Genomic DNA, 24,008 nt, shown 5'->3' with positions numbered 1-24,008 from the left:
TGGGGAACAGATGCCCCGCGCACAGGAATCCGCAGGCAGAAAGTATGCCAAACAATATCTTGACATGCAAGGCAAAAGACTACATATAATTAATAATAAAAACTACTAAATTAGCATAGGGGGAAAACATATGGAAACTTTATATAGTATCATTACAATAATTATTGTATATTTAGTAATTAAAAAACTTGAAAAAGCGAGAAAAAAAAAGTTATCTCAAGAACAGCAAAACATACCTAGAGCAGACACAAACTCGCCTATACTTGGATATATTTTTCATGATTTAGGTGAGCAGATTATGACAGATAATAATATAAAAAACAACAAGATAAGCTATCACCTTGTATATAACTACTTATTTGTACTTTCTTTTTTAATTATCGACGAACTTTTAAAAAACAATAACGTAAAAATAAATGATTACGATTTATACCAGATAAAAAAAGATGTATCATCGACATTATGCATGCAACAACACAGGATGAAATAGTAGCAATTATGACTGCTATTTACTGTGTAGACGAGTACAACAATTCTTTTAACGAAACAAATAAACTACTTTATATCAACTTTAGCTCTATTGCAAAAGAAATTATCGCTTTAAAAAAGAAAAGTGGCAATTCTTTTTCGCACATTGCCACAGAATTTTCATATAAAATAAGCCAGCAGTACATTTTATCAAGTAACAATTCAAAATTTAAAGACATTATAGAAGAGCTAGCCCACCTTGAATAATTTATTCTAACTCAAAATTGTTTTATCTTGGAGCCCCTTATCCAAGAGATGCCTTTGACCATTTTCCCTCCCCTGTCATTGATCCTATGAGCGGTTTTTGAAGGGGCGGGGGGGGTGAGGGGGCGGGGGGACTTTTTCCCGCCAGAAAAAGTTCCCCCGCCCCCTCAAAAAAGTCCTTTGCTATCCCCTAGCCCCCGAACCACTCCGGCCGGGCCTCCGTGGCGTCGGCGCGGCAGCCCTGCCAGAGGCCGCGGGCGGCCATGGCGCGGCGTAGATCCGTGATGATGCCCCTCTTTTCCAGGGCCCAGGCGGGCGCCAGCAGTTCTCCCGGCGCGGGGTCGGCCTGGATGCGCTGCATGACCACGGTGGAAGGGATGCGCGGCAGGGCGGCGCACAGCATGTCCACATACTCGTCCCGGGCCAGAGGGCGGTAGCCGCCCGCCTGCCACTGCCGGGCCAGCTCCGTGCCCTGCGGCACATAGACGTTGTGCAGCTTGAGGCCCTGCATGCCCAGCGAGACGGCCCAGTCCACGCCGTGGAGGAAATCCTTCTCGTCCTCGCCCGGCAGCCCGGCCATGAGGTGCCCGCAGACCAGCAGCCCGGCATCCAGGGCGGCGCGCACGGCCTCTTCGGCCTGACGTGCCGTGTGGCCGCGGTTGATGCGGCGCAGGGTATCGTCCCGGCAGGTCTGGAGGCCCAGCTCCAGCCAGACCTCGTCCAGTCCGCAACCGGCCAGCAGGGCCAGTTTTTCGTCATCCAGACAGTCCGGCCGCGTGCCCACGGCGACGCCCCGGCAGCCGGGCAGGGCCGCCACCTGCTCCAGCAGGCGGGCCAGACGGGAGGCCGGGCCGTAGGTATTGGAAAAGGATTGCAGATAGGCCATGAACAGGCGGTCGCTGTCCGTGGTGGTGTATTTTGTGTACCAGGCGTCCCACTGGGCGCGCAGGTCGAGGCCGCGCAGGCCCATGCCGGAACCGGAGCCGCTGTCGTTGCAGAAGATGCAGCCCCGCGCGGAGAGCGTGCCGTCCCGGTTGGGGCAGGTGGCGCCCGCATCCAGTGGAATTTTTTGCACCCGGACGCCGTATTTGCGCCGGAAATAGGTGGCCAGGGTATGCCAAAGCAGCATGATTCACGCCTTTTTAGCGGATTTTTTCGGTGCGCGGACGGGAGAAAAAATTTGTACTGTGTCCGCAACAGCTTGACTTCAAGCCCATTTTAGCCGAACAAGTTTTGTCTGCTGCCGTGCGCTTTTCGCCTGCAAGGCCGTGGTTCCCGCGGGAACCGGCCCGGAGCCTTACGGCATCCCCCCACAGGCTCCGTCCTCCCTTCTCCGCACGACCGGCAGCACCATACGCATACCAGTAGAACGAGGCAAGCTAGCGTAATGTCCAAAATTGTGGATTTCTTCTTGGGAATGTTCTCCAATGACCTGGCCATCGACCTGGGCACGGCCAATACCTGTGTCTATGTCAAGGGCCAGGGCATCGTCCTGCGTGAACCGTCCGTGGTGGCGGTCAAGAAAGATTCGCGCGGCAATACCGTGGTCCTGGCCGTGGGCGCCGACGCCAAGCGCATGCTGGGCAAGACCCCCGGCAACATCAAGGCCATCCGTCCCATGAAGGACGGCGTCATCGCCGACTTCGAGGTGACCGAGGCCATGCTGCGCCACTTCATCACCAAGGTGCACAATTCCCGCCATCTGGTTCGCCCCCGCATCATGGTCTGTGTGCCCACCGGCATCACGCAGGTGGAAAAGCGTGCGGTCAAGGAATCGGCCCAGTCCGCCGGTGCCCGTGAGGTCTACCTCATCGAGGAACCCATGGCCGCCGCCATCGGCGCCGATCTGCCCATCCAAGAGCCTACCTCCAACATGGTGGTGGACATCGGCGGCGGTACCACGGAAGTGGCCGTCATCTCCCTGGCCGGCATCGTCTATGCCCGCTCCGTACGCGTGGGCGGCGACAAGATGGACGAAGCCATCATGACGCATGTCAAACGCAAGTATAACATGCTCATCGGCGAAGCCTCGGCGGAAGAGATCAAGATCAAGATCGCCTCGGCCTATCCCATGGATCCCGAACAGCAGATCGAGGTCAAGGGCCGCGACCTGGTGACGGGCATCCCGCAGAACATCATCATCACTTCCGAGGAAGTGCGCAAAGCCATCTCCGAACAGGTGGAGAGCATCGTGCAGGCCGTGCGCATCGCCCTGGAACAGACGCCCCCGGAACTGGCCGCCGACATCGTGGACCGCGGTATCGTGCTGACCGGCGGCGGCGCGCTGCTCAAGGGCCTCGACCAGCTGCTGCGCGAGCAGACCTCCCTGCCCATCACCGTGGTGGACGATCCCCTGTCCACCGTCGTCATGGGTACGGGCCGGGCCCTGGACAACATCCACGTGCTCAAAGACGTCTGCATTGACTAATCTTTGCAAGTGCAGGACGGCCCGTCGCCTTTTTCCGGCACGGCCGTCCTTTTTTTTCCTGCTGCTCTCACGGGTGCCACTGTGACATTCCGACGCTTTCTCCTCATGGCGGGCGGCCTTCTGGTGCTGTTTCTGGGCATGTATTCCTGGAACCAGCGCACGCACACGCTCGATGACATCGCCGCCAACGTCGGTCTGGAGATGAGCGGCACGGTGCTGGGTACCTTCGATTCCGTCAAGGGCAGCGTCATGGACGCCTGGCGGCGCTATGTGGATCTGGTGGGCGTGCGCGAAGAGAACGAGCGCCTGCGCGCCCAGGTGGCCGAACTGCAGGCCCGCATCGTCTCCCACGGTGAGGATCTGGCGGAACTGGCCCGGCTGCGCGAGCTGGTGCAGCTGCCCGTGGACAGCGCCTGGAAGCCCGTGGGCGCCCGCATCCTGGCCGGACGCATGGGCCCCAACGCCATCCAGGACAGCATCACCATCAACCGGGGCTACACCTCGGGAGCCCGCCCCGGCACCCCCATCGTCACCAATATGGGCCTTGTGGGCCGCGTGCTGCGGGCCAGCCCCCATGCCGCCACGGTCCTGCTCATCACCGACCCGGGCAGCCGCATCGCCGTGTTCGCCCAGCAGAGCCGCTCGGCCGGCATCCTGAGCGGACAGGGCCTGGAACAGCCGCTGGAAGTGGGCTTCGTGGAACGCGACGCCCCGGTGACCTCCGGGGAGATCCTCATCACCTCCGGCCTGGACGGCAAGTATCCCAAGGGCATCCCCGTGGCCACCGTGGACAGCGTGGCCCCTTCGGACTCCACCCAGTTCCTGGCCGTCACGGCCCGGCCCCTGGTGGACGTGCGCCGTCTGGAAGAAGTGCTGCTGCTGGAGCCCAGCGGCATCAACCGGCCCCTGCGCCCCAGCGAGCCTGCCCCGGACTTCGTGGGCCCGCCCCGGCCCCCCAAAAGGGAGCGCTAGCCCATGCAGGCCGTGCGCAACATCTTCTGGTGGCTGTGCTTCGTGGCCCTGGGCATCTGCGTGCAAAGCCTCGTCCCCTGCCTCGATGCCCTGGTGGTGGGGCTGGTCATCCTGTTGCAGGAAAGGGACTACAAAAACCTTTGCTGGCTGCTGCCGCTCTTCGTCCTGCTGCAGGAAGGCATCGGCACGAGCCCCTTCGGGGCCACCATCGTCTGGTACGCGCTGGTCTGCCTGATCTACCGCCTGTTGCGCTGGCTGCTGGGCCTGGGGAACTTCTTCCTCGTGCTGCTGCTCTCCATCTGCCTGGGCGGTGCCTGCTTCGGCCTGGGCTGGCTGTTCTCCCCGCTCTATGCCGTGCATTTCGATCCGCAGGAATTTCTGGACAGGAGCCTGATTCAGGCCCTTTACCTGCCCGTGGCCTGGTTGCTTTTGACGGCCACGCGGCCCCTGGCATGTTCGCATGACGAAGAATAGGCGCATCATCCCCTCTGCCGCTCCGGAACCGGCCTCTCCCCTGACGGAGGCTCCCCGCCGCAAGCGCAAGAACTGGCGTTCCTGGCTGACCATACAGGTGGAAAGCGAACGCTACCAGCCGCCGCGCAGCGGTATCCTGCTCCTGCAGGTGCTGGTGGGCATCTTCTTTTTCGTCTTCGTCACCCGCTTCTGGTACCTCCAGCTCCATCTCGGGCCGGAGATGACCACGCAGGCCCAGAAGAACCGCCTGCGCACGGAGCGCATCTTCGCCCCGCGCGGCCGCATCTTCGACGACCACGGCAATATCCTGGCCGACAACCGCACGGCCTACGGCCTGGCCATCATCCGCGAGGACTGCCCGGACATCCCCGCCACCCTGGCCCAGATCAGCCAGTGGACGGACACGCCCCTGGAGCAGCTCCAGAACCGCTACAACCAGGACCGCTTCAAGACCAAGCCCTTCGAGGCCCTGCCGCTGGTCTCCGGTCTGGACTTCGGCCAGGTGGCCCGCATCGAGGCCGAGCTGGTCAACTGGCCCGGTCTGGAGATCATGGTCCGCACCAACCGCTACTATCCCGAAAAAGACCTCTTCGCCCATGTGCTGGGCTATGTGGCCGAAGCCAACAGCGCCGAGATGGAGAAGGACCCCGACCTTGCCATGGGCGACCTGGTGGGCAAGGCCGGTCTGGAACTGGAGCTGGAAAAGCGCCTGCGCGGCCACAAGGGCCTGTACCAGATGGAAGTGGACGCCCACGGGCGTATGCTGGCCAAGAGCCTGAGCGAGGCCCCCAGCGCCGGGCAGGAGCTGGCCCTTTCGCTGGACCGCGACCTGCAGCAGGCCGCCTGGGACGCCCTTGCCGGCGAGGCGGGCTGCGTGGTGGTCATGGAGCCGGACACCGGCAAGCTGCGCGCGCTGGTGACCTCCCCGGCCTACGACAACAATTTGTTCGCCTCGGGCATCTCCCGCCGCGACTGGGAGGCCCTGCGCACCAGCAAGCGCTATCCCCTGCAGAACCGCGTCATCCAGAGCGTCTACCCGCCCGGATCGGTCTGGAAGCTGCTCATGGCCGTGTTCTTCCTGGAGAACGGCGTGGATCCCCGTGAGACCGTCTTTTGCGGCGGCCAGACCAAGCTGGGCAACCAGATCTTCCGCTGCTGGCGGCGCGGCGGCCACGGCAGCCAGACGCTGGAGCAGTCGCTCATCAACTCCTGCGACGTGTACTACTACATCATGGCCGAGCGCCTGGGCATCGACAAGATCTCGGCCTTTGCCAAGCAATGCGGCTTCGGCCGTCCCACCGGGGTGGACCTGCCCCACGAACGTTCGGGCCTGGTGCCCTCGCGCGACTGGAAGCAGCGCTACCGCAAACAGGTCTGGGTGCGCGGCGATACCTTCAACACCTCCATCGGTCAGGGTTTCACCCTGGTCACGCCCATCCAGATGGCCGTCTACGTGTCGGCCATGCTCAACGGCGGCGACCTGCTCAAGCCCCAGCTGCTGGAAGATGCCCCCCGCGAGGTGCGCGGCCGCATCCCCGCCGAGCTGAGCCACCTGCGCTTCGTGGTCCAGGCCATGCGCCGCACGGCCGGGGGCGGTACGGCCAAGGTGGTGGGCCGCCACGATGCCGACATGGGCGGCAAGACCGGTACGGCCCAGGTGACCAAGCTGAAGATGACCGCCAACGACCGCCGTCTGCGTACCGCGGAGCTGGCCTACCTGCACCGCGACCATGCCTGGATCGCCACCTGGGGCAGCAAGAACGGCAAGACCTATGTGGTCATCGTCATGGTGGAACACGGCGGCGGCGGTTCCAGCGTGGCCGGGCCCGTGGCCAAAAAAGTCTACGAATATCTTTTCGGGCCGGATACCGCCGCGCCCGGCTACAGGGCCCCGGAAGCGCCCCAGCCCGCCGGCAGGATGCTGGGCTCCGCCTCGGGTCCCCTGCCGGGCATGACCAACGACAGCAACGATCTTCCCAAGCGCCGTCGCCGCTGACGATAACAGGAACGCCCCATGGACAAGCGCCTTCTCGGCTATATCAACTGGGCACTGCTGGCCTGCATGCTGCTGCTCTATTTCACGGGCGTGGCCAACCTGTATTCCGCCAGCGGCACCCGCGTGGAGACCGGTTTCGCCTTCGAGAGCTTTTACCAGCGCCAGCTGATCTGGGGCCTGTGCGGCCTGGGCTGCATGCTGCTGGCCACGCTGTTCGACTACCGGCAGCTGCGCAACCTGGCCTGGCCCGCCTATCTGCTCTTTCTGGTACTGCTGATGCTGGTGCCCCTGATAGGCTCCACCTTTTACGGCGCCAAGCGCTGGATCTCCTTCGGGCTGTTCACCATCCAGCCTTCGGAACCCATTAAGATCGCCGTGCTCATCCTGGTGGCGCGCCTTCTGGCCCGCGACAGCCAGCCCCTGGGCTGGAAGAACTTTTTTTCCGTGCTGGCCGTGGGCCTGGTGCCCGTGGTCTTCATCCTCAAGCAGCCCGACCTCGGCACGGCCATGATGGTGCTGCTCATCATGGGCGGCATGATCCTGTTCCACGGCCTGCGCCGCTATGTGCTGGGCACCTGCCTGCTGGCCGTGCCCGGTGTGGCCGCCCTCATGTGGTGCGTGCTCATGCACGATTACCAGAAGCAGCGCGTGCTTACCTTCCTCAACCCCGGTGACGACCCTCTGGGGGCGGGCTACCATATCCTGCAATCGCGCATCGCCATCGGCTCCGGCGAGCTGTGGGGCAAGGGCTACATGGAAGGCATGATGAACAAGCTCAACTTCCTGCCCGAACGCCACTCGGACTTCGCCCTGGCCGTGTTCGGCGAGGAATGGGGCTTTGTGGGCTGCGTGGCCCTGGTGACGCTGTTCTGCCTGTTCCTGCTGTCCATCTTCTCCACGGTGGTCCAGGCCAAGGACCGTTTCGGCAGCATGCTGGCCGTGGGGGTCTTCTTTTACTTTTTCTGGCAGATATGTATCAATATGGGCATGGTCATCGGGCTCATGCCCGTGGTGGGCATCCCCCTGCCCTTCATCAGTTATGGCGGCAGTGCCACAGTGGTGAACTTCACATTGCTGGGTATCGTGCTTAATGTTTCTATGCGGCGCTTCATGTTCAAGAGCTGAGCCCGGGGCATGCCTGCCCGCGCAGGCGTGCCGGACAGGAGACCTCCCACCTCCTTTCCCGGGGCACAGCCGGGGACCCGCCGCATGACCCATCCGGATATCCCGTTGCCGGACGACCGGCCGACGACTATCCCCTCTCCGCCGCCCTGCGCGCGTCCGTCATCCCCGGTCACGCGCCTGCGCCCGGGGCGGCCAACGGCAATCATCGACGCCCTGCCGGGGAAGGCGTCACCCCATCCAAAGGAGGTCTTCCATGCCCCAGGATTATTTCCGCGCCCTGCGTGATGTGGCCCTGGCCATCAATGCCAGCCTTGATCCCAAGGACGTGCTGCACAAGATCAGCGAGCACACGGCACAGACCATGAACTGCAAGGCCTGCACCATCCGTCTGCTGGACAGCACCGGGCACTTCCTGCTGCCCAGCGCCGCGTACGGCCTCTCCGCCACCTACATGCGCAAAGGCCCCGTGGAAGTGAAACGCAGCGGTCTGGACAGCGAAGTGCTGTCCGGCAAGGCCATCCACCTGAAGGACGCCACCTCTGACGGCCGCTTCCAGTATCCCGAATCCGCCAAGGCCGAAGGTCTGGTCTCCGTGCTTTCCGCCCCCCTGAGCGTGGGCGGCAAGGTCATCGGCCTGATCCGCGTCTATTCCTCCGAAGAGCGCGAGTTCAGCGCCGACGAAGACAGCTTCATGATGGCCGTGGCCGCCATCTCCGCCGTGGCCATCGAGAACGCCCGCCTGCATGACGCCCTGCGCAACAATTACGAGCTGATGGCCAAACACGCCTACTCGGTCTACGAAGACTAGCCGGCTCATCGTACGTCCCGGCCCGCCGGGCCCGGCGACGTGCGCCCCGGCATGGCGGCATCAGGGGCCCTGCCCGCCGCCGTGCCGCTCCGCCCCCATCAAGACAGGATGCCCGCAAGGGCAAAGGTGAATACAATGAAAAAAGTTCGTGTCGGTATCAATGGTTTCGGCCGCATCGGCCGCCAGGTGTTCCGCGCCCTGCGCCAGAGCTACGCTGATCGCGTGGAAGTGGTGGCCATCAACGACCTCTTCGACGCCACCACCAACTTCCAGCTGCTGGAGTACGACTCCGTCTACGGCCGCGCCTTCCTGGACGCCCAGGTGGACGGTCAGGAAGTGAAGGTCGGTGACTGGAACATCCACTGCTTCGCCGAGCGCGATCCCCATCAGCTGGCCTGGGGCCAGCATGACGTGGACGTGGTGGTGGAAAGCACCGGCATCTTCCGCAAGGCCTCCCAGGCGTCCGTGCACATGGACAACGGCGCCAAAAAAGTCATCATCACCGCTCCGGCCAAGGAAGAAGACATCACCATCGTCATGGGCGTGAACCACGACCAGTACGATCCCGAAAAGCACCACATCGTGTCCAACGCCTCGTGCACCACCAATTGCCTGGCGCCCGTGGCCCTGGTGCTGCAGCGCAACTTCGGCATCAAACTGGGCAACATGACCACCATCCATTCCTACACCAACGACCAGCGCATCCTCGACATGGCCCACAAGGACCCGCGCCGTGCCCGCGCCGCCGCCTGCAATATCATCCCCACCTCCACCGGTGCGGCCCAGGCCGTGGCCAAGGTCATCCCCGAACTGGCCGGCAAATTCACCGGCTATTCCCTGCGCGTGCCCACCCCCACGGTCTCCGTGGTGGACTTCAACGGCATCCTGGAAAAGGAGACCGATACCGAGACCCTGCTGGCCGCCCTCAAGGACGCCAGCGAGACCTACCTCAAGGGCATCCTGGGCTATAACACCCTGCCCCTGGTCTCCATGGACTTCAAGGGCGACCCGCATTCCTCCATCCTGGAAGCGCCCTACACCACCGTGCAGAACGGCAATCTGGTGAAGGTCGTGGCCTGGTACGACAACGAATGGGGCTATTCCAACCGCGTCTGCGACCTTATCTGCCTGATGCAGGAAAAGGGCCTGTAAAAAATCCCCCGGAGCGGGCGGCAGCCCTGCTCCGGCCCCTCATGAACACAAAAGGCCACCCGCCATGGGTGGCCTTTTTCATGCGCTCCATGCGCCCGGCAGCGTCAGGATGGAACCACCATCCCGCAACCGGCCTGTTTCCCGGCCTTCCTTTTCACCACAAGACGTCTGTCCCTGTCCCCTCCCTCACCGGATTCCCGTCCACCAGACACAAAAAAGTCCCCCGCGACACCGGGGGACCATCACACAGGGCTCGGACAGGGAGACCACGCTCCCGTCCGGCGACCATAGCAGCGTTTTTTGAAGGGAAAGGGGGAGCTTGAGGGGGAGAGGGGAACTTTTTCCAAGAAAAAAAGTTCCCCTCTCCCCCTCAATATAGCAACACTCTACCCCAGGGCCTCGCGGGCCAGCTTGGAAACGGTCTTCTCGACCACCTTCTCGCCGTCGAAAACTTCGCAGATATCCTCATGCCCCGCCTCGGCCAGACGGCGCAGGGCTGGGGCATCCATGAAGTCGCGGGGCAGCTGGGCAAGGGCCCAGGCGGCCATGCCGCGGCAGGGGACGTCCTCGTCCTCCAGCCCCTTGAGCAGCCAGGGCCGGGCGATGACGGCCAGTTCCTGCCGGGCCTGCGCCAGACGACCGATGGCCCAGAAGCAGGAGCGGCGCAGCGGACCGTGGTCACAGAAGTTGTCGTCCCGGCCCAGATCGATAACATAGGAGATGAGCACCCGGTGGAACTCCTTGGCCGCGCGCGGGCAGGCGGCCAGCACTTCGCCGAAGGCTTCGGGGATGCCCCAGCCGATGTTGCCGGACTCTTCGTTCATGTGCCACATGAGGCGGCGCATGATGTTGTGCATGTCTTCGGCGCTGCCCTCTTCCAGACCGGCCACCACCTGCCCCAGGGCCAGGGCGGCCTTGTGGCGCATGAGCGGTTCCAGCAGCAGGAAGGAGAAGAGCGGCCCCACGGCGGGCTGCCCCATGGAGCGCACTTCGGGCAGATGGTCACGCCAGTCGGGCGCGGAAAGCAGGTCTTTCAGTTGCTGTTTGACGGCACGCATACGGGCCATGGCGCAGCTCCTTGCGTTACAGGGTACAGAAGAAGGTCACCCAGAAAGGCACGCTGAAATCCAGGATCATGGCGTGCACGATGGAGACGAACACCCATTGCTTGCCCGCGAAGCGGGTGATGACCGGCAGGGTGGAATCCATGGTGGACGCGCCGCCGCACGAGATGGCGGCCAGCGGACTGATCCAGCGTACCATGAGCGGCGTGAAAAGCAATGTAGCCAGCTCGCGCATGATGTTGGCCAGCAGGGCCACGGTGCCCAGCTCCGCGCCCTTGTACTGGGTGATGAAGATGGACGAAAGGGAATAGTAGGCAAAGCCGGACCCCACGGCCAGGCATTCGCTGAGGGAATAGGCCAGCGTGATGCTGGCCAGGGCCGCCCCGGCAAAGGTGCCCACGGTGGTGGCCAGGGGCAGCAGCAGTACCCGGGGCCGCAGGGTACGCAATATCTCGCCCAGACGGCGGTCGTGCCCGATGGAGATGCCCACCAGGAACATCAGCACATAGAGGACGTAAAGCGTGCCGTCGTGCTCCAGGAAATAGTCCGGTATCCAGCCCAGCCAGGCCAGCAGCACGCCCAGCACGAAACAGCCCAGGATCATCAGGCTCCCGCTCATGCCCGGCCCTCCCCGTCTTCCCGGTCGTGGCGCACGCTCATGGCCGCGCCGGCGTCCGCGCTGTCGGCCTCAGCGGCCGCATGGCGCTGGGGCCCGGCACCGGGGAAGAAGCGGCGCACGGCCACGATGCAGATGAGGCTGCCCGCCACGCAGGCGCCTGTCAGAATCAGGGCCTTGCCGCCCAGCACGGGCAGGTTGGCCATCAGGGTCTCGTTGCCGCCCACGGCCACGCCGAGGGCGAAAAGCATGAGCATGATGGTGGGAGAAATGGCACGGCCCAGCAGTTCGGGCCACTGGAAAGAGCGCAGGGCAAAGCCCAGGGCGATGCCCGTGAGCATCAGTCCGATAGCAGTGAACATGGTGTTGTTTTCAGCGTCTGGAGATCTGTTGCAGCGCCCGGCGCACAAAGGCCAGCATGGCCGCGTAGCGCTGCGGTTCATCAAGAAGGAATTCCACGTCCCAGAGCACCCAGACCAGCGTGCCGCGATGGCGCAGCTGCTGGAGGGGGCGTACCCCGGCGGGCAGCCCCAGGGCGCGGGCCGCCACGGAGCCCATGACCACCACGGCACGGGCATGCAGGGCCTGCACGCCGGACCAGAACACGTCGGCATTGGGCTGGTAATGGGGCCTGTCCTCCCCGCCGGCCGGGGACGAAGGGGCAGGCATGGCGTCAGGATCGGGCAGGCAGGCGGGCCAGAAGGTGCTGGTGCCCGCCGGATAGGCCAGATCCTGCATGAGACGGCGGAAAAAGGCGCTGCGCTGCGCCTTGCCCGGGGCCTGTGCTTCGCAAAGGTCCGGGCCGAGGTTCCAGTAGGTCCAGACCACCCGTCCCTGCCGGGTGCGCGAAAGGCGCTCCTGCCAGACGGCGGGCCAGACGTGGGGCGGCAGGGGCCGCCAGTTCCTTACCGGAGCGGCGGCTTCCGGGGCCTGTTCCTCAGGCTGCGGGCGGGCCGGGCGTCGCTGTTCCTGCACGGGGGCCGCGGGAGCGGCCGCGCTGGGAGCGGGAGAGGCCGCAGGGGCAGCGCCCTGCCTCACGGCCTGTGCCGGTGCGGCGGGCGCACCGCCCTGGCCATCCTGATACAGCTGGGACGGCAAAGGGCGCACGGGACGAGGCGCCCGCGGGGCCGCAGGCTGAGGACGGCGCACGGGCGCGGCCGGGACGGCGTCCGGCATGACGCACAGGGAGAGCTCCGGGGGCAGATCCTCGGGCATGAGCAGCCAATTGAGGCCGCGTGCCTGCCAGGGGGCCGCCAGCGGGTTTACAGGCGCAAAAGCCACGAACAAAGATCCCAGGCCACGTCGGCCTTGCTCTGGTTGGGCCAGATCTCTTCATGGCCGGTACGGTCCACCACGGCCATGCTGTTGGTGGCCGCGCCGAAGCCGCTGTCGCCGCTGTTGACGCGGTTGCCCGCCAGCAGGTCGGCATCCTTGCGGGCGCGCTTGCCCCGGGCCAGTTCCAACAGGCTGTCCATGTCGGGCGTGGTCTCAGCCGCGAAGCCCAGCACTTTCTGCCCTTCCCGCCGCTGGTGCGACAGGGTCCGCAAAATGTCGGGATTGGCCGTGAAACGGATGCTGAAGCCGTCCTGCTGCCCTTCTTTCTTGAATTTCTGCGGGCCCAGCGGCTCGGGCGAAAAGTCCGCCACGGCGGCACAGAACAGGCCCATGTCCATGCGGGGCCAGCAGTCGGACGCGGCCTCGAACATCTCGCGGGCACTGCCCACGCCGATGCGCTCCACTCCGGCGGGCAGGTCGGGGCAGCCGGGCCCGCACACGGCCGTGACCTCGGCCCCGCGCAGCCAGGCGGACGTGGCCAGCGCCGCGCCCATGGTGCCGCTGCTGGGATTGGTCCAGTAGCGCACGCCGTCCCACTTCTCGCGGGTGGGGCCCATGGTCAGCATGACGCGCCGTCCCGCCATGTCCTGCGGCGAAAGGGCACGCAGGGCGGCCAGGAAAAGATCCTCCACCGGGGCCAGACGTCCCTGGCCGGTATCACCGCAGGCCGTACCGCCGCAGCCGGGCACGACGATCTCGGCCCCGCGCCGCCGCAGGGTGGCCACATTGTCCTGGGTGGCCGGGTGCCGCCACATGCGCGGGTTCATGGCCGGGGCCACCACCAGCGGCCCGTCGAAGGCCAGAGCCTGCGCCGAGAGCATGTCCGACGCTGCTCCGGTCGCCAGACGCGACAGGGCGTCGGCCGAGGCCGGGGCCACCAGCATGGCCTGGGCCCGCTGGCCCGGCTCCAGATGATCGAAGACCTCGTCGCCCTCGAACATGCGGCCATAGACCGGCATGGCGCCCAGGGCCTCGAAAAGCAGGGGCGTCACGAAACGGCGCGCGCCGTCGGTGAGGGTGACGGAAACGTGGATGTCCAGGGCGTGCAGGGCGCGCAGCAGATCCAGCGCCTTGTAGCAGGCGATGGAGCCGCATACGCCCAGATGCAGGCGCTTGCCCGTGAAACGGCGGCTGTTGTGGAAGGGCGACGCGCTCACAGCAGGCGCTCCTGCAGACCGCTGCCGCTGCTGCTGCCGCCCGAAGAGGAGCCCCAACTCCCGCTGCTTCCGCTGCTGCTGCCGCTGTCGGGCGTCTCGAAACCGCCGCCCGTGGCGGGCCCGTTGCTCTCGAAGCCGCCGCCGGACGCGCCGTCGGAGCTGCCGCCAAAGCCGCCGAAACCACCGCTGTTCTGGCTGCCTTCGCCGCGCAGGGGCAGGAGGTTCAGGGAAGAACCGTCGGCCAGCTTTTCCGAGACCCAGATCTCGGCCACGCAGCTGTAGACCGTCTGTGAATACAGGCTGATCACGGCAAGGCGGTTGCCGTTCTCAAAGGCCAGCATGATGCGGTCGGCCTTGCGCAGGCTCATGCGCAGGTTCCAGCCCGAGCCCTGCATGTTGTTGAACAGGCTTTGCGCCACCTGCATCCGGTCGGCCTGACCGTACGCGGTCTCCATGCCCTGGGGCTGGCCGTCGCTGCCGGTGGTGCGGGCGCAGTGCTGCGTGGAAAGTTCCATGCTCGCAGGCAGGCTGATGCCCAAAAGCTGGCTGCTCGCGGCGGTCGGCGTGGACTCGAAGGGGTTGCTGATGCCCAGGTCGGCGCAACCGGCGGCGCTGGCCAGGGAGACCCCAAGGATCAAGGTGACAAGTAGGCGTCGCATTGGCTATACTCCTTCAACTGTCGTCCGGAAGGCCGGACAGCCCGAAAAGGATAGCCTCTCCGGCACGGACTGACAAGCGTCTCTCCGGTCGCCCGGCTGCCCCTCCCCCTGCGGGACGGGCATGGAAAACGGCATCGCCCGGCCCTGTCCCGACGGCAGATGTTGCGGCCGCCCCGCGGCCCGAAGAGAAGTGAAGGAAAAGACCCATGCCGCCTGTTTTCGTTTCCGAAGATGATTTTCTGCTGCAAAACTATACCTACGATCTGCCCCAGGAGCAGATAGCCCAGTATCCGCCGGAACAGCGGGGCGCGTCGCGCCTGCTGACCATGCGCCGCAACGGCGCCCTGGACCTGGAACACCACATGTTCAGCGACCTGCCGGACTGCCTGCCCGAAGGCGCCCTGCTGGTGGCCAACAACTCCCGCGTGCTGCAGGCCCGCCTGCTGGGCAGCCGCAGTACCGGCGGCAAGGTGGAATTCCTGCTGCTGACGCCCCTGCCGCTGGTGCGGGCCGCCGCCACGCCCGTCAAGGGCCGTGAGGACACCTGGAGCGCCGAGGTCAACGGCCTGGTCCGTTCCGGGGGCAGCGTGCGCGAAGGCGAGACCCTGCATTTCGGCGCGGGCATCAGCGTGACCATCCTCGAGTGCGGCACCTTCGGCCACCGGCGTGTGCGCATGTGCTGGAAGGGCGACGTGGCCGACGCCTTCGCCGCCACCGGGCACATCCCCCTGCCGCCCTACATCAAACGCTCCGACGCCGAGGAAGACTTCAGCCGTTACCAGACCATCTACTCCCGCGAGGAGAAGACCGGTTCCGTGGCCGCGCCCACGGCGGGCCTGCACTTTACCGACGAGCTGCGCGAGACCCTGCGCCGGCGCGGCTTCCAGTGGGCCGAGGTGACGCTCTATGTGGGCTACGGCACCTTCAGCCCCGTGCGCTGCGAGGACATCCGCAACCACCAGATGCACCGGGAATACGTGGAACTGCCCGAAGAGACGGCCAACGCCATCGCCGAGGCCAAGGCCCAGCACCGACCCGTCATCGCCGTGGGCACCACCTCGGTGCGCACGCTGGAAGGCGTGGCCCAGGTCTGCGGCCGTGCCCAGCCCTTTGCCGGCTGGACGGACATCTTCCTCTACCCCGGCCGTCCCTTCCGCGTGGTGGACGGGATCATCACCAATTTCCACCTGCCCGAGTCCTCCCTGCTGATGCTGGTCTCGGCCTTCGCGGGCCGCAAACGCATCCTGGAAGCCTATCAGGAGGCCGTGAAGAAAGGCTATCGCTTCTTCTCCTACGGGGATGCCATGCTCATCCGGTAGGTGTTTTTTTGCGGCAAGGGGACCAGGCTCCCCTCCTTCCCCGGCACGCTCCGCCGGGGGCGGCCAGCCCCGGGATGGCAACGACTTGCCCGGATACGGCCGGCAAAAAGGACGGCCGCACAAAGCAGGAGCGGCGGGCGCTGCCCGACGGCAGGACCGCGCGAGCATATTTCATGGATGCCCCGGCTCCCCGTACCGGGGGCCGGAGGCAGCATGACCAGCCCTTCGGGGCACGATGATTGTCAACACCGCATGGAGCGCACCCTGTGGCAGGATGACGCGCCATGTGCAATCTGTATCGATCAGGGGAACAGCATGTCGCGAATTGTTTTTCTGGAAGAACGCTGCAAGGGCTGCGGCCTGTGTGTAGCGGTCTGCCCGGCGCACATCATTCGCCCCTCGGGACGGTTCAACCGCCAGGGCTATGAGGTGATGGAAACCGAAGGCCGCTGTACGGGCTGCGCCTCCTGTGCGCTCATGTGCCCGGACGTGGCCATCCGTGTCTTCAAATCCCAAAAAACGGAGAAGACCGCATGAGTCACGACCGCATTCTCATCAAGGGCAATGAAGCCGTGGCCTTTGGCGCCCTGGACGCCGGCTGCCGCTGCTATTTCGGCTATCCCATCACGCCGCAGAACGAGATCCCCGAGACCATGTCCCTCCGGCTGCCCGAATGCGGCGGCCAGTTCGTACAGGCCGAGAGCGAAGTGGCCGCCATCAACATGCTGCTGGGCGCCGGCGCCTGCGGCATCCCGGCCATGACCTCCTCGTCCAGCTGCGGCATCTCGCTGATGCAGGAAGGCATCTCCTACATGGCGGGCAGCCATATCCCGGCCGTCATCGTCAACATGGAGCGCGGCGGCCCGGGCCTGGGCGATATCGGCCCCTCGCAGGGCGACTACTTCCAGGCCGTCAAGGGCGGCGGTCACGGCGACCACCGCAACCTGGTGCTGGCCCCCTCCACCGCGCAGGAATGCTATGACATGATGTTCCGCGCCTTCGCTCTGGCCTTCAAGTACGCCAACCCGGTCATGCTGCTGGGCGACGCCATCGTGGCCCAGATCAAGGAACCCGTGCGCCGTCAGCCCCCGGCCGACGCCCTGAGCCCCGAGGCCCTGGCCGAACTGGCCGCGCCCTGGCGCATGGAAGGCTACGGCAAGCGCGGCCCCGGCGCCAAGCCCCGCCTGCTCAAGTCCGTGTATCTGGCCGAAGGCGCCCTGGCCGCCCGCAACCGCCTGCTCATGGAAAAGTACGCCGCCATGCAGGCCGAAGCCTGCGCCGAATGCTGGAACACCGACGACGCCGAGCTCGTGGTGGTGGCCTTCGGCTCCATGGCCCGCATCGCCCGCAGCGCCATCCGCAAACTGCGCGAGGAAGGCCTCAAGGCGGGCCTGTTCCGTCCCAAGACGCTCTATCCCTTCCCGGCCGACGCCCTGCGCGCCCTGGCCCCGGGCCGCCGTTTCCTGGTCATCGAGCAGAACACCGGCCAGATGGTGGAAGACGTGCGCCTGTCCCTGATGGGCGAGAACGCCAGGGTGGACTGGCACGGCGTCATGCCCGGCCTGTTCATCGGCGCCGATGCCCTGGAAGATCCCATCCGTCAGGCCTGCAAGGAGAACTAAGATGCACGCGCACGAACTTGAACAGGCCCTTGTGCCCCAGGATGGCGAGACCCTGGTCTTCGACACCAATCCCGTGCTCAACGAGCGCGTGACCCACTACTGCCCCGGCTGCCACCACGGCATCGCCCACCGTCTGGTGAGCGAGGTGCTGCACGAGCTGGGCGTGGCCGACAGGACCATCCTGGTGGCCTCCGTGGGCTGCGCCACCTTCACCTACGACTACTTCAACGTGGACGGCCTCGAAGCCCCCCACGGCCGTGCCTGCGCCGTGGCCACCGGCGTGCGCCGCGCCCGTCCCGAAAGCGTGGTCTTCACCTATCAGGGCGACGGCGACATGGGCGCCATCGGTCTGGCCGAGTCCATCCACGCGGCCAACCGCGGCGAGCTCATCACCGGCATCTTCATCAACAACACCGTCTACGGCATGACCGGCGGCCAGATGGCCCCCACCACCCTGCTGGGCCAGAAGACCACCACCAGCCCCCGCGGCCGCGACATGGCCCGCCACGAAGGCGGCCCCATCCGCATGGCCGAACTCATGGCCCAGCTCTCCGGCGTGGCCTACTCCGAGCGCTGCGCCCTGGACAGCGTCAAGCATGTGCGCGCGGCCAAAAAGGCCCTGCGCAAGGCCTTCGAAGTGCAGCTGCAGGGCCTGGGCTTCGGCTTCGTGGAGCTGCTCTCCGGCTGCCCCACCAACTGGCATATGGACCCCGTCAGCGCCAACAAGCGCATCAGCGAGGCCATGATCCCTGTATTCCCTCTGGGCGTGTACAAAGACGTGACCGCCCAGGCCGAAAGCGAGGTGCGGCATGGCTAAGTATCAGGACGTCATCATCGCCGGTTTCGGCGGCCAGGGCGTCATGCTCATCGGCAACCTGCTGGCCCAGGCCGGTATGGAACACGGCCTCGAAGTGAGCTTCATCCCGGTCTACGGCGCCGAGATGCGCGGCGGTACCGCCAACTGCACCGTGGTGCTGGACGAGCATCCCGTGGGTTCGCCCCTGGTCAACACGCCCCGCTCCATCATCGTGCTCAACGAGCCCTCGCTGGCCAAGTTCCAGCCCCGTCTGCATCCCGACGGCGTGCAGGTCGTCAACGCCTCGCTCATCTCCGAAGGGCTGCTGGACGGCAAGCACCGCACGGTCTACATCCCGGTCAACGACATCGCCCACGAACTGGGCAATGTGAAACTGGCCAACATGGTGGCCCTGGGCGCCTGGATCAAAGCCACCAGCGCCCTGCCCCTGGAAGCCGTGCAGGAAGCCCTCAACCGCGTGGTCAGCGCCCACTACGCCAAGCTGATCCCGGTCAACGCCAAGGCCCTGCAGGCCGGCTACGACTTCGCGTAACGAACCGCACGGGGGAAGGGGACCCCTCTGCTCGCGCGAGAGCGGTCCCCTTCCCCCGTACCCCCATCCCTCCCCAGCGCGCTTTGCCAAGGCCCATGGCCCGCCATCAGGCGGGCCATGGGCCTTTTTGATGACGGGCACCCCCCGATGCGCACGACGATGGATGGCCGGTCATGCGATGCCCGGCCATACGGATATTGGGGAGGCCCGTACAAAGATGCGGGGCTCTTTGGGGCCCCGTCGCGGCATAAAAAAAGCGGAGCCCAAGGGCTCCGCTTCATCATGCAGCGTATCGAACAGGAAAAGGTGCCTAGTCTTCTTTGGCCGCCTCTTCCTCGTCCGCATCATCGGCGGCCTTCACACACGGCACCGGGCCGTACTTATTGGGGCCTTCCTGACCGCTGGCGAAGCAGAGGAAGAGCAGCAGCGTACCCGTGACGAACAGCCAGCCGTAATGCAGATAGAGCATGTAGTCCGAAAGGTGGCCTTCATTGTTCATGTAGTTGGAAAGGCCGAACATGGGCAGGATGACGGTGATGGTCAGCCAGACCGTCCAGATGCCGCCGGGCAGGTTCAGGTCATGCAAACGGCGGATGCCCACGGAGCTGAGCGGGATCATCAGCAGGGCCCAGAGCATGCCCACGATCATGGGCGAGGTGAACCACACGGCCAGAGCCCCCAGGACCAGGAAGAACAGCAGGAACCAGATGAACTCGGCCCGGCAGCTGCGACCGTAGCAGCGGGCGAATTTGCCGAAACAGGCGGCGATGGCCGCACCGGGCTTCATGACAGTTGTTTTGCCGGACATGGTCCCTCCTTGATGAACAGAGAGCATGGGATTGCAGGATAGCCCTATGCCCTGCCTCGTGCGGCGGACATACGGGAAAAACACTTCCGCATCATCCTGTGACGGCAACGGCCTTGGGCCGTGCCGTATCCAGGCGCCGCTGTATCATTTCGATATCCAGGGCATAGTCTTTATCTATCAGAATGTAGTCATAGGAATGCAGGATGCACTGCCGCAAATTGCGCCGGTTCCCCTCAAGAAGGGCATCGGGAGCGGGGCATGCCGTCTTCCTTTTTTCGATCACGCTTTCATACCTGGCTATGTCCGCATATCTTTCCTTGATATAGGCCTCACTGAGTACAAGGCAGACATAGGCTATCTCTTTGACATACTCGGCCGGAAAATCCTTTTCCCAGCCAAAGGGGATGTAGCATCCCTCGATGATCATGTGCTGGCGGTTCTCGATGCATGTCTTGATCATCTCCCTGACGATGGGCCACAGATAGCCTGTGAGCTCGGCATCATCACTTTCGGGAGACAGCGCGCACCGGCCGCTCCTGATGAGCCCCATCTTCAAATGATCCAGCGACAGGCAGGGATAGCGGTATGCCTCCACCAGCTTCTGCGCCAGCAGGGTCTTTCCCGTATGAGTTTCCCCGGCGATCAAAATGACCATCGCTCACCGCCTCCCGGACCGCCCTGCGGGGAAAAACCGCTTCGGCTCCCGCGCATGGGCCCATGCGTCCGCCCCTTCGCACCGTATGCCACACGGATGCGGTCTGCCGCCCGACGAGCGCTGTCGCCTAGATGGCGGCATCCATGAGCAGGTTGTCGCGGTGGATGACCTCGGGATAGTGGGCGTCGCCCAAAATGGCGGCCACCTCATGGCGCCGCAGGCCCATGATCTTGCGCAGGTCCGCCGCGCTGTAATTGGACAGGCCCACGCCCAGGCTGGCGTGGCTGTCGCTCTCGCCCAGACGGGCCACACGCACCAGCGCGCCCTTCTGGAAACTGCCCAGCACCTGACGCACACCGCCGGGCAGCAGGCTGCTGCCCTTGCTGAGCAGAGCCTCGGCCGCACCGGCATCCACCAGCACCGTGCCCGCCGGATCGGACTGGTAGGCCAGCCAGAACTTGCGCCGCGGGATGGCGTGTTCCTCGGGACGGACCCAGGTGCCCACGGCCTCACCGGCAAAGGCGCGCGCCAGCACGTCCGCTTCGCGGCCGGGCAGGATGAGGGTGGGCACGCCCAGCTGGGCGGCACGACGCGCGGCCTGCAGTTTGGAATACATGCCGCCGGTGCCCACGCTGGTCTTGCCGCCGCACATGCGGCCCAGATCGAGGCCCGCCACGTCCTCCACGCATTCCAGGATGCCCGCGTCGGGCACTTCCTGCGGGTTGGCCGCGTAGACGCCGGGGGCCGACGTCAGATTGATGTAAAGGTCGGCGCCGATGAGGTTGACCAGCAGGCTGGCCAGACAGTCGTTGTCACCGAATTTGAGCTCGCTGACCGAGACCGTGTCGTTCTCGTTGACGATGGGCAGCACGCCCCAGTCCATGAGCTCGGCAAAGGTGTTGCGGGCATTGAGGAAGCGCTGACGGGCGCGCAGGTCGTCGCGGGTGAGCAGCACCTGCGAGGTGGGGAAATCATAGGCCCGGAAGACCTCGTCCCAGGCGCGCATGAGCTGGCCCTGCCCCACGGCGGCAGCCGCCTGACGGGCGGACAGGCCCGACGTCTCGCCGCTGTGGCCATGGGCGCGCAGGACGGCGCGACCGGCCGCCACGGCCCCGGAAGAGACCAGCACCAGACGGCGTTCATGCCCGCCCGGCGCAGTGCGCAGGGCGGCCATCTGACGGGCCAGGCTTTCCAGCACGGGCGTGCTCAGCCCCTGGGCATCGGTCAATACCGCACTGCCCACCTTGATGACCACCACACGGGCACGGGCCAGTGCCTGTGCTTTTTCCTGTCGCCAATCGGCCTGTCTTTCCATGATCGCTCCTGCAAGGGCTCTAAAAAATTCCTGCCCGCCTCCGGCGGACGCCGCCTGACCATAGCCCAAAGCACGACAAACAGCCAGCTCTCCGGCAGGCTGCAGGCATGGGGGGATGGACGTCTTGAGGGAGGCCCTCCTTGCTCTGCTGTCGATGCCCGCAAGGCTCCTTCATCGCTGACGGGCACGGCCCTTGCGAACCACCTTTCGGCCTCTGGCTAGCGCACAAAAGGGTCCCCTTCCCAAATACGCTTTATTCGGGAAAAAAGAAGACGGGGAGGGGTACCAGTAATCGTTCGAGAAGCAAGCAGAGCAGCGAGATGGCCTTTCCGCCTTATTCGAAAAACCTTCCCAGCATGACCGCTCCATTCCCCGTCTTCACGCTACCGGACAAAAAATAAGCCCACATCTTGTCCCAGCACACTGCCTCCAGAGAAAACGCCCTTGTCCGACAGCCCGTCAAAAAGCCTGCCCCGACGCAGCCAAGGGCAGGCGGCAAGGCCTCTCTACGCCCGGCGGCCCGCCCCTTGCACCTACGGCAGTTTCATGGTCATGGATCCGCCACCTCTCTGTTCCTGCAGCCCTCCCGTCACCACGGGGACAGGGAGCGGAGGCTGCCCTGCGGGGCCAGACCCCCTGACACTAACCTGAACAGCGGTTTTTGAAGGGGTGGGGGCATAAGGGGGCGGGGGAACTTTTTTCCGCAAGGAAAAGTTCCCCCGCCCCCTCATAAAAAAGACTGCTCAAATCTACCTGTAGAACTCCAGCGAGTCCACGATGCCCTGCAGGGCGGGATGGCCGGTGCGGCCCACGATGCTGGCCACGCCGTGCATGCCGTCGAAGGTCCAGAGGCAGACCTCCAGCGGCAGATCGCCCGCCATGCCCTTGAGACCGTAATAGTTGCCGTTCTGCGCCACACGGGCGGCGTGCAGCTTCTGCTCGTAATCGGCCGCCAGCTGTTCCGGCGTCATGGTGCCGCTGGCGGCGGTGACGATGGTGACGCTCACGGATTTGTCCGGGGCCACCAGCACCACGCCTTCGGTCACGTCCGGCACGGCGGTCACGGTCCAGCCCTCGGGGGCGACCACGCGGAAGGTCTGCTTCTCCACAGGGGCGGCCAGAGCGGTGGCGCACAGGACCAGCAGCAGGAGGCAGGACAGAAGGATATGTTTCATGCTTCTCCTCCTGAGTGACGAAAAACGGGGCAGGGCCCCAGCCTGCCGGACGGCAGCCCCGGCGTCCCCGCCCCGCACGCATCACTCGCGGGTGTAGATGACTTCGATGTCCTCGAATTCCTCTTCGTCCACGTTCTCGGCTTCCACGAAGTGGTGCAGGGGCTCGTGCACCTGCACTTCGTCGCGCAGCTTCCAGAGCGCGGCCACCAGATCCTCGATGCCGATGCCGTCGCGGGCGGAGATGAAGAAGACCTCGCGGCCGTCGGCGCGGGCGCGGTCCCGCAGCTCTTCCAGACGCTCTTCATCCACCAGGTCGATCTTGTTGACCACTTCGATCTGGCGGCGTTCGGCCAGTTCGGGGTCAAAGCGGCGCAGCTCCTCGTTGATGAGCTCGAAACCGGCCCAGGGATTGTCGTCGCTCACGTCCTCGATGCTGAGGATGTGCACCAGGAAGCGGGTACGCTCCACATGCTTGAGGAAGCGATGGCCCAAGCCCTGGCCTTCGTGAGCGCCCTCGATGAGGCCGGGGATGTCGGCGATGACCATGCGGCGGTCAGGATCGTATTCGTCGATCATGACGCCCAGATTGGGGGTCAGGGTGGTGAAGGGATAGGCCGCGATCTTGGGCCGCGCCGCCGAGACCTGCGAGATGAAGGTGGACTTGCCCGCATTGGGCAGGCCCAGCAGGCCGGCATCGGCCAGGATCTTCAGTTCCAGGCGCAGTTCGCGTTCCTCGCCGGGCTCGCCGGGCTGGGCGAAACGCGGGGCGCGCATGGTGGACGTCTTGAAATGTTCGTTGCCCATGCCGCCGCGACCGCCCTGGGCGGCCACCACTTCCATGTCGGGCTCGCGCAGGTCGGCCAGCAGGTATTCCTCGCCCATCTCGTCACGGGCATAGACCAGCGTGCCCACGGGCAGGCCCAGGATGAGGTCTTCGCCCTTGCGGCCGTTGCACTGGCTGCCCATGCCGGGCTGGCCGTTGCGGGCCTCGTACTGGCGCTTGAGGCGGAAGTCGTAAAGGGAAAGCAGGCGGCTGTCCGCCTTGAGGATGACGGAACCGCCCTTGCCGCCGTCACCGCCGTCCGGTCCGCCGCGGGGCACGAACTTTTCACGCCGGAAAGACACGCAACCGTGGCCGCCCTTGCCGGCCCGGACCTGGATAGTAGCTTCGTCAACAAAACGCATGAAAAATCTCCCGGGTGTCACCACCCTGATCTTCGGGACGCCTTGCGGGCGTACCGCAGGCC

At 64.7% G+C, this 24,008-nt stretch carries 26 protein-coding genes; 14 read left to right on the top strand and 12 right to left on the bottom strand.

Going from position 1 to position 24,008, the window contains the following annotated elements; translation table 11 throughout:
* The first annotated feature begins 130 nt into the window (after positions 1 to 130).
* The gene (locus tag DESPIG_RS13795; RefSeq protein WP_006007450.1) at positions 131 to 490 is read left to right on the top strand and encodes a hypothetical protein; all 360 of its coding nucleotides are present in this window, start codon (positions 131 to 133) and stop codon (positions 488 to 490) included.
* A gap of 8 nt (positions 491 to 498) precedes the next feature.
* Complete coding sequence (locus DESPIG_RS13790; RefSeq protein ID WP_006007448.1) at positions 499 to 735, top strand: hypothetical protein; 237 nt, start codon at positions 499 to 501, stop codon at positions 733 to 735.
* 187 nt (positions 736 to 922) lie between these two features.
* On the opposite strand, the gene mnmL is transcribed toward DESPIG_RS13790, so the two are convergent.
* Positions 923 to 1,861 carry a tRNA modification radical SAM protein MnmL/YtqA gene (gene mnmL, locus DESPIG_RS08380; protein ID WP_006007447.1) on the bottom strand — a complete coding sequence of 313 codons (939 nt, stop codon included), beginning with the start codon at positions 1,859 to 1,861 and terminating at the stop codon, positions 923 to 925.
* A gap of 258 nt (positions 1,862 to 2,119) precedes the next feature.
* On the opposite strand from mnmL, the gene DESPIG_RS08375 reads away from it, so the two are divergent.
* The 7 genes from DESPIG_RS08375 (at position 2,120) to gap (ending at position 9,687) form a co-directional block, all read left to right on the top strand.
* Positions 2,120 to 3,160 (top strand): rod shape-determining protein, encoded by a 1,041-nt coding sequence (locus DESPIG_RS08375; protein WP_006007445.1) that lies wholly within the window; start codon positions 2,120 to 2,122, stop codon positions 3,158 to 3,160.
* Between the two features lie 81 nt (positions 3,161 to 3,241).
* Entirely contained in the window at positions 3,242 to 4,132 is an 891-nt protein-coding gene (mreC, locus tag DESPIG_RS08370; RefSeq protein ID WP_040369891.1) for a rod shape-determining protein MreC, read from the top strand.
* Between the two features lie 3 nt (positions 4,133 to 4,135).
* Positions 4,136 to 4,606: a hypothetical protein gene (locus tag DESPIG_RS08365; RefSeq protein WP_006007430.1), complete on the top strand. Its 471-nt coding sequence runs from the start codon at positions 4,136 to 4,138 to the stop codon at positions 4,604 to 4,606.
* Positions 4,593 to 6,602, top strand: a complete 2,010-nt coding sequence (gene mrdA / locus DESPIG_RS08360) for a penicillin-binding protein 2 (protein ID WP_006007429.1) — start codon at positions 4,593 to 4,595, stop codon at positions 6,600 to 6,602. The genes DESPIG_RS08365 and mrdA overlap by 14 nt, the downstream gene beginning before the upstream one ends.
* An 18-nt stretch (positions 6,603 to 6,620) precedes the next feature.
* Positions 6,621 to 7,727: a rod shape-determining protein RodA gene (gene rodA / locus DESPIG_RS08355; protein ID WP_006007427.1), complete on the top strand. Its 1,107-nt coding sequence runs from the start codon at positions 6,621 to 6,623 to the stop codon at positions 7,725 to 7,727.
* A gap of 253 nt (positions 7,728 to 7,980) precedes the next feature.
* Positions 7,981 to 8,535, top strand: coding sequence for a GAF domain-containing protein (locus DESPIG_RS08350; protein WP_006007425.1), 555 nt, complete (start codon positions 7,981 to 7,983; stop codon positions 8,533 to 8,535).
* Positions 8,536 to 8,670: 135 nt separating this feature from the next.
* The gene (gap, locus tag DESPIG_RS08345; protein ID WP_040369737.1) at positions 8,671 to 9,687 is read left to right on the top strand and encodes a type I glyceraldehyde-3-phosphate dehydrogenase; all 1,017 of its coding nucleotides are present in this window, start codon (positions 8,671 to 8,673) and stop codon (positions 9,685 to 9,687) included.
* Positions 9,688 to 10,073: 386 nt separating this feature from the next.
* On the opposite strand, the gene DESPIG_RS08340 is transcribed toward gap, so the two are convergent.
* From DESPIG_RS08340 to DESPIG_RS08315, 6 genes are read right to left on the bottom strand one after another with little or no spacing between them, the layout of a single operon-like run.
* Entirely contained in the window at positions 10,074 to 10,754 is a 681-nt protein-coding gene (locus DESPIG_RS08340) for a DVU0298 family protein (RefSeq protein WP_006007421.1), read from the bottom strand.
* Between the two features lie 16 nt (positions 10,755 to 10,770).
* Complete coding sequence (locus tag DESPIG_RS08335; RefSeq protein ID WP_006007419.1) at positions 10,771 to 11,370, bottom strand: LysO family transporter; 600 nt, start codon at positions 11,368 to 11,370, stop codon at positions 10,771 to 10,773.
* Positions 11,367 to 11,729 (bottom strand): LysO family transporter, encoded by a 363-nt coding sequence (locus DESPIG_RS08330; protein ID WP_006007417.1) that lies wholly within the window; start codon positions 11,727 to 11,729, stop codon positions 11,367 to 11,369. Before DESPIG_RS08330 ends, DESPIG_RS08335 begins: the two co-directional genes overlap by 4 nt.
* Positions 11,730 to 11,739: 10 nt before the next feature.
* Entirely contained in the window at positions 11,740 to 12,648 is a 909-nt protein-coding gene (locus DESPIG_RS08325) for a hypothetical protein (RefSeq protein ID WP_147589003.1), read from the bottom strand.
* Positions 12,630 to 13,859 carry a bifunctional phosphopantothenoylcysteine decarboxylase/phosphopantothenate--cysteine ligase CoaBC gene (coaBC, locus tag DESPIG_RS08320; RefSeq protein WP_006007413.1) on the bottom strand — a complete coding sequence of 410 codons (1,230 nt, stop codon included), beginning with the start codon at positions 13,857 to 13,859 and terminating at the stop codon, positions 12,630 to 12,632. The genes DESPIG_RS08325 and coaBC overlap by 19 nt, the downstream gene beginning before the upstream one ends.
* Positions 13,856 to 14,518 (bottom strand): hypothetical protein, encoded by a 663-nt coding sequence (locus DESPIG_RS08315; RefSeq protein ID WP_006007409.1) that lies wholly within the window; start codon positions 14,516 to 14,518, stop codon positions 13,856 to 13,858. The genes coaBC and DESPIG_RS08315 overlap by 4 nt, the downstream gene beginning before the upstream one ends.
* Positions 14,519 to 14,724: 206 nt before the next feature.
* On the opposite strand from DESPIG_RS08315, the gene queA reads away from it, so the two are divergent.
* From queA to DESPIG_RS08290, 5 genes are all read left to right on the top strand, one after another.
* Entirely contained in the window at positions 14,725 to 15,837 is a 1,113-nt protein-coding gene (gene queA, locus DESPIG_RS08310) for a tRNA preQ1(34) S-adenosylmethionine ribosyltransferase-isomerase QueA (RefSeq protein WP_006007406.1), read from the top strand.
* Positions 15,838 to 16,152: 315 nt separating this feature from the next.
* Positions 16,153 to 16,374 (top strand): 4Fe-4S dicluster domain-containing protein, encoded by a 222-nt coding sequence (locus tag DESPIG_RS08305; protein ID WP_040369735.1) that lies wholly within the window; start codon positions 16,153 to 16,155, stop codon positions 16,372 to 16,374.
* Positions 16,371 to 17,459 (top strand): 3-methyl-2-oxobutanoate dehydrogenase subunit VorB, encoded by a 1,089-nt coding sequence (gene vorB / locus DESPIG_RS08300; protein ID WP_006007400.1) that lies wholly within the window; start codon positions 16,371 to 16,373, stop codon positions 17,457 to 17,459. Before DESPIG_RS08305 ends, vorB begins: the two co-directional genes overlap by 4 nt.
* A 1-nt stretch (position 17,460) precedes the next feature.
* A complete protein-coding gene (locus tag DESPIG_RS08295; RefSeq protein ID WP_006007398.1) occupies positions 17,461 to 18,276 on the top strand; it encodes a thiamine pyrophosphate-dependent enzyme in 816 nt (271 codons plus the stop codon).
* Positions 18,269 to 18,808, top strand: a complete 540-nt coding sequence (locus tag DESPIG_RS08290; RefSeq protein ID WP_006007396.1) for a 2-oxoacid:acceptor oxidoreductase family protein — start codon at positions 18,269 to 18,271, stop codon at positions 18,806 to 18,808. Before DESPIG_RS08295 ends, DESPIG_RS08290 begins: the two co-directional genes overlap by 8 nt.
* Positions 18,809 to 19,118: 310 nt before the next feature.
* On the opposite strand, the gene DESPIG_RS08285 is transcribed toward DESPIG_RS08290, so the two are convergent.
* From DESPIG_RS08285 to obgE, 5 genes are all read right to left on the bottom strand, one after another.
* Positions 19,119 to 19,616 (bottom strand): DUF805 domain-containing protein, encoded by a 498-nt coding sequence (locus DESPIG_RS08285; RefSeq protein WP_169304820.1) that lies wholly within the window; start codon positions 19,614 to 19,616, stop codon positions 19,119 to 19,121.
* 91 nt (positions 19,617 to 19,707) lie between these two features.
* Positions 19,708 to 20,271 carry an ATP-binding protein gene (locus tag DESPIG_RS08280; RefSeq protein WP_006007392.1) on the bottom strand — a complete coding sequence of 188 codons (564 nt, stop codon included), beginning with the start codon at positions 20,269 to 20,271 and terminating at the stop codon, positions 19,708 to 19,710.
* A gap of 127 nt (positions 20,272 to 20,398) precedes the next feature.
* On the bottom strand, positions 20,399 to 21,586 hold the full coding sequence (proB, locus tag DESPIG_RS08275; protein ID WP_040369734.1) for a glutamate 5-kinase: 1,188 nt from the start codon (positions 21,584 to 21,586) through the stop codon (positions 20,399 to 20,401).
* Positions 21,587 to 22,335: 749 nt separating this feature from the next.
* Complete coding sequence (locus tag DESPIG_RS08270; RefSeq protein WP_006007386.1) at positions 22,336 to 22,761, bottom strand: hypothetical protein; 426 nt, start codon at positions 22,759 to 22,761, stop codon at positions 22,336 to 22,338.
* An 81-nt stretch (positions 22,762 to 22,842) separates the two neighbouring features.
* A complete protein-coding gene (gene obgE, locus DESPIG_RS08265; RefSeq protein ID WP_006007384.1) occupies positions 22,843 to 23,946 on the bottom strand; it encodes a GTPase ObgE in 1,104 nt (367 codons plus the stop codon).
* Positions 23,947 to 24,008: the final 62 nt, after the last annotated feature.

Origin of the sequence: Desulfovibrio piger ATCC 29098, assembly GCF_000156375.1 — a bacterium.
Taxonomy (GTDB): Bacteria; Desulfobacterota; Desulfovibrionia; order Desulfovibrionales; family Desulfovibrionaceae; genus Desulfovibrio; species Desulfovibrio piger.
This window is presented reverse-complemented; position numbering and strand designations above follow the sequence as displayed.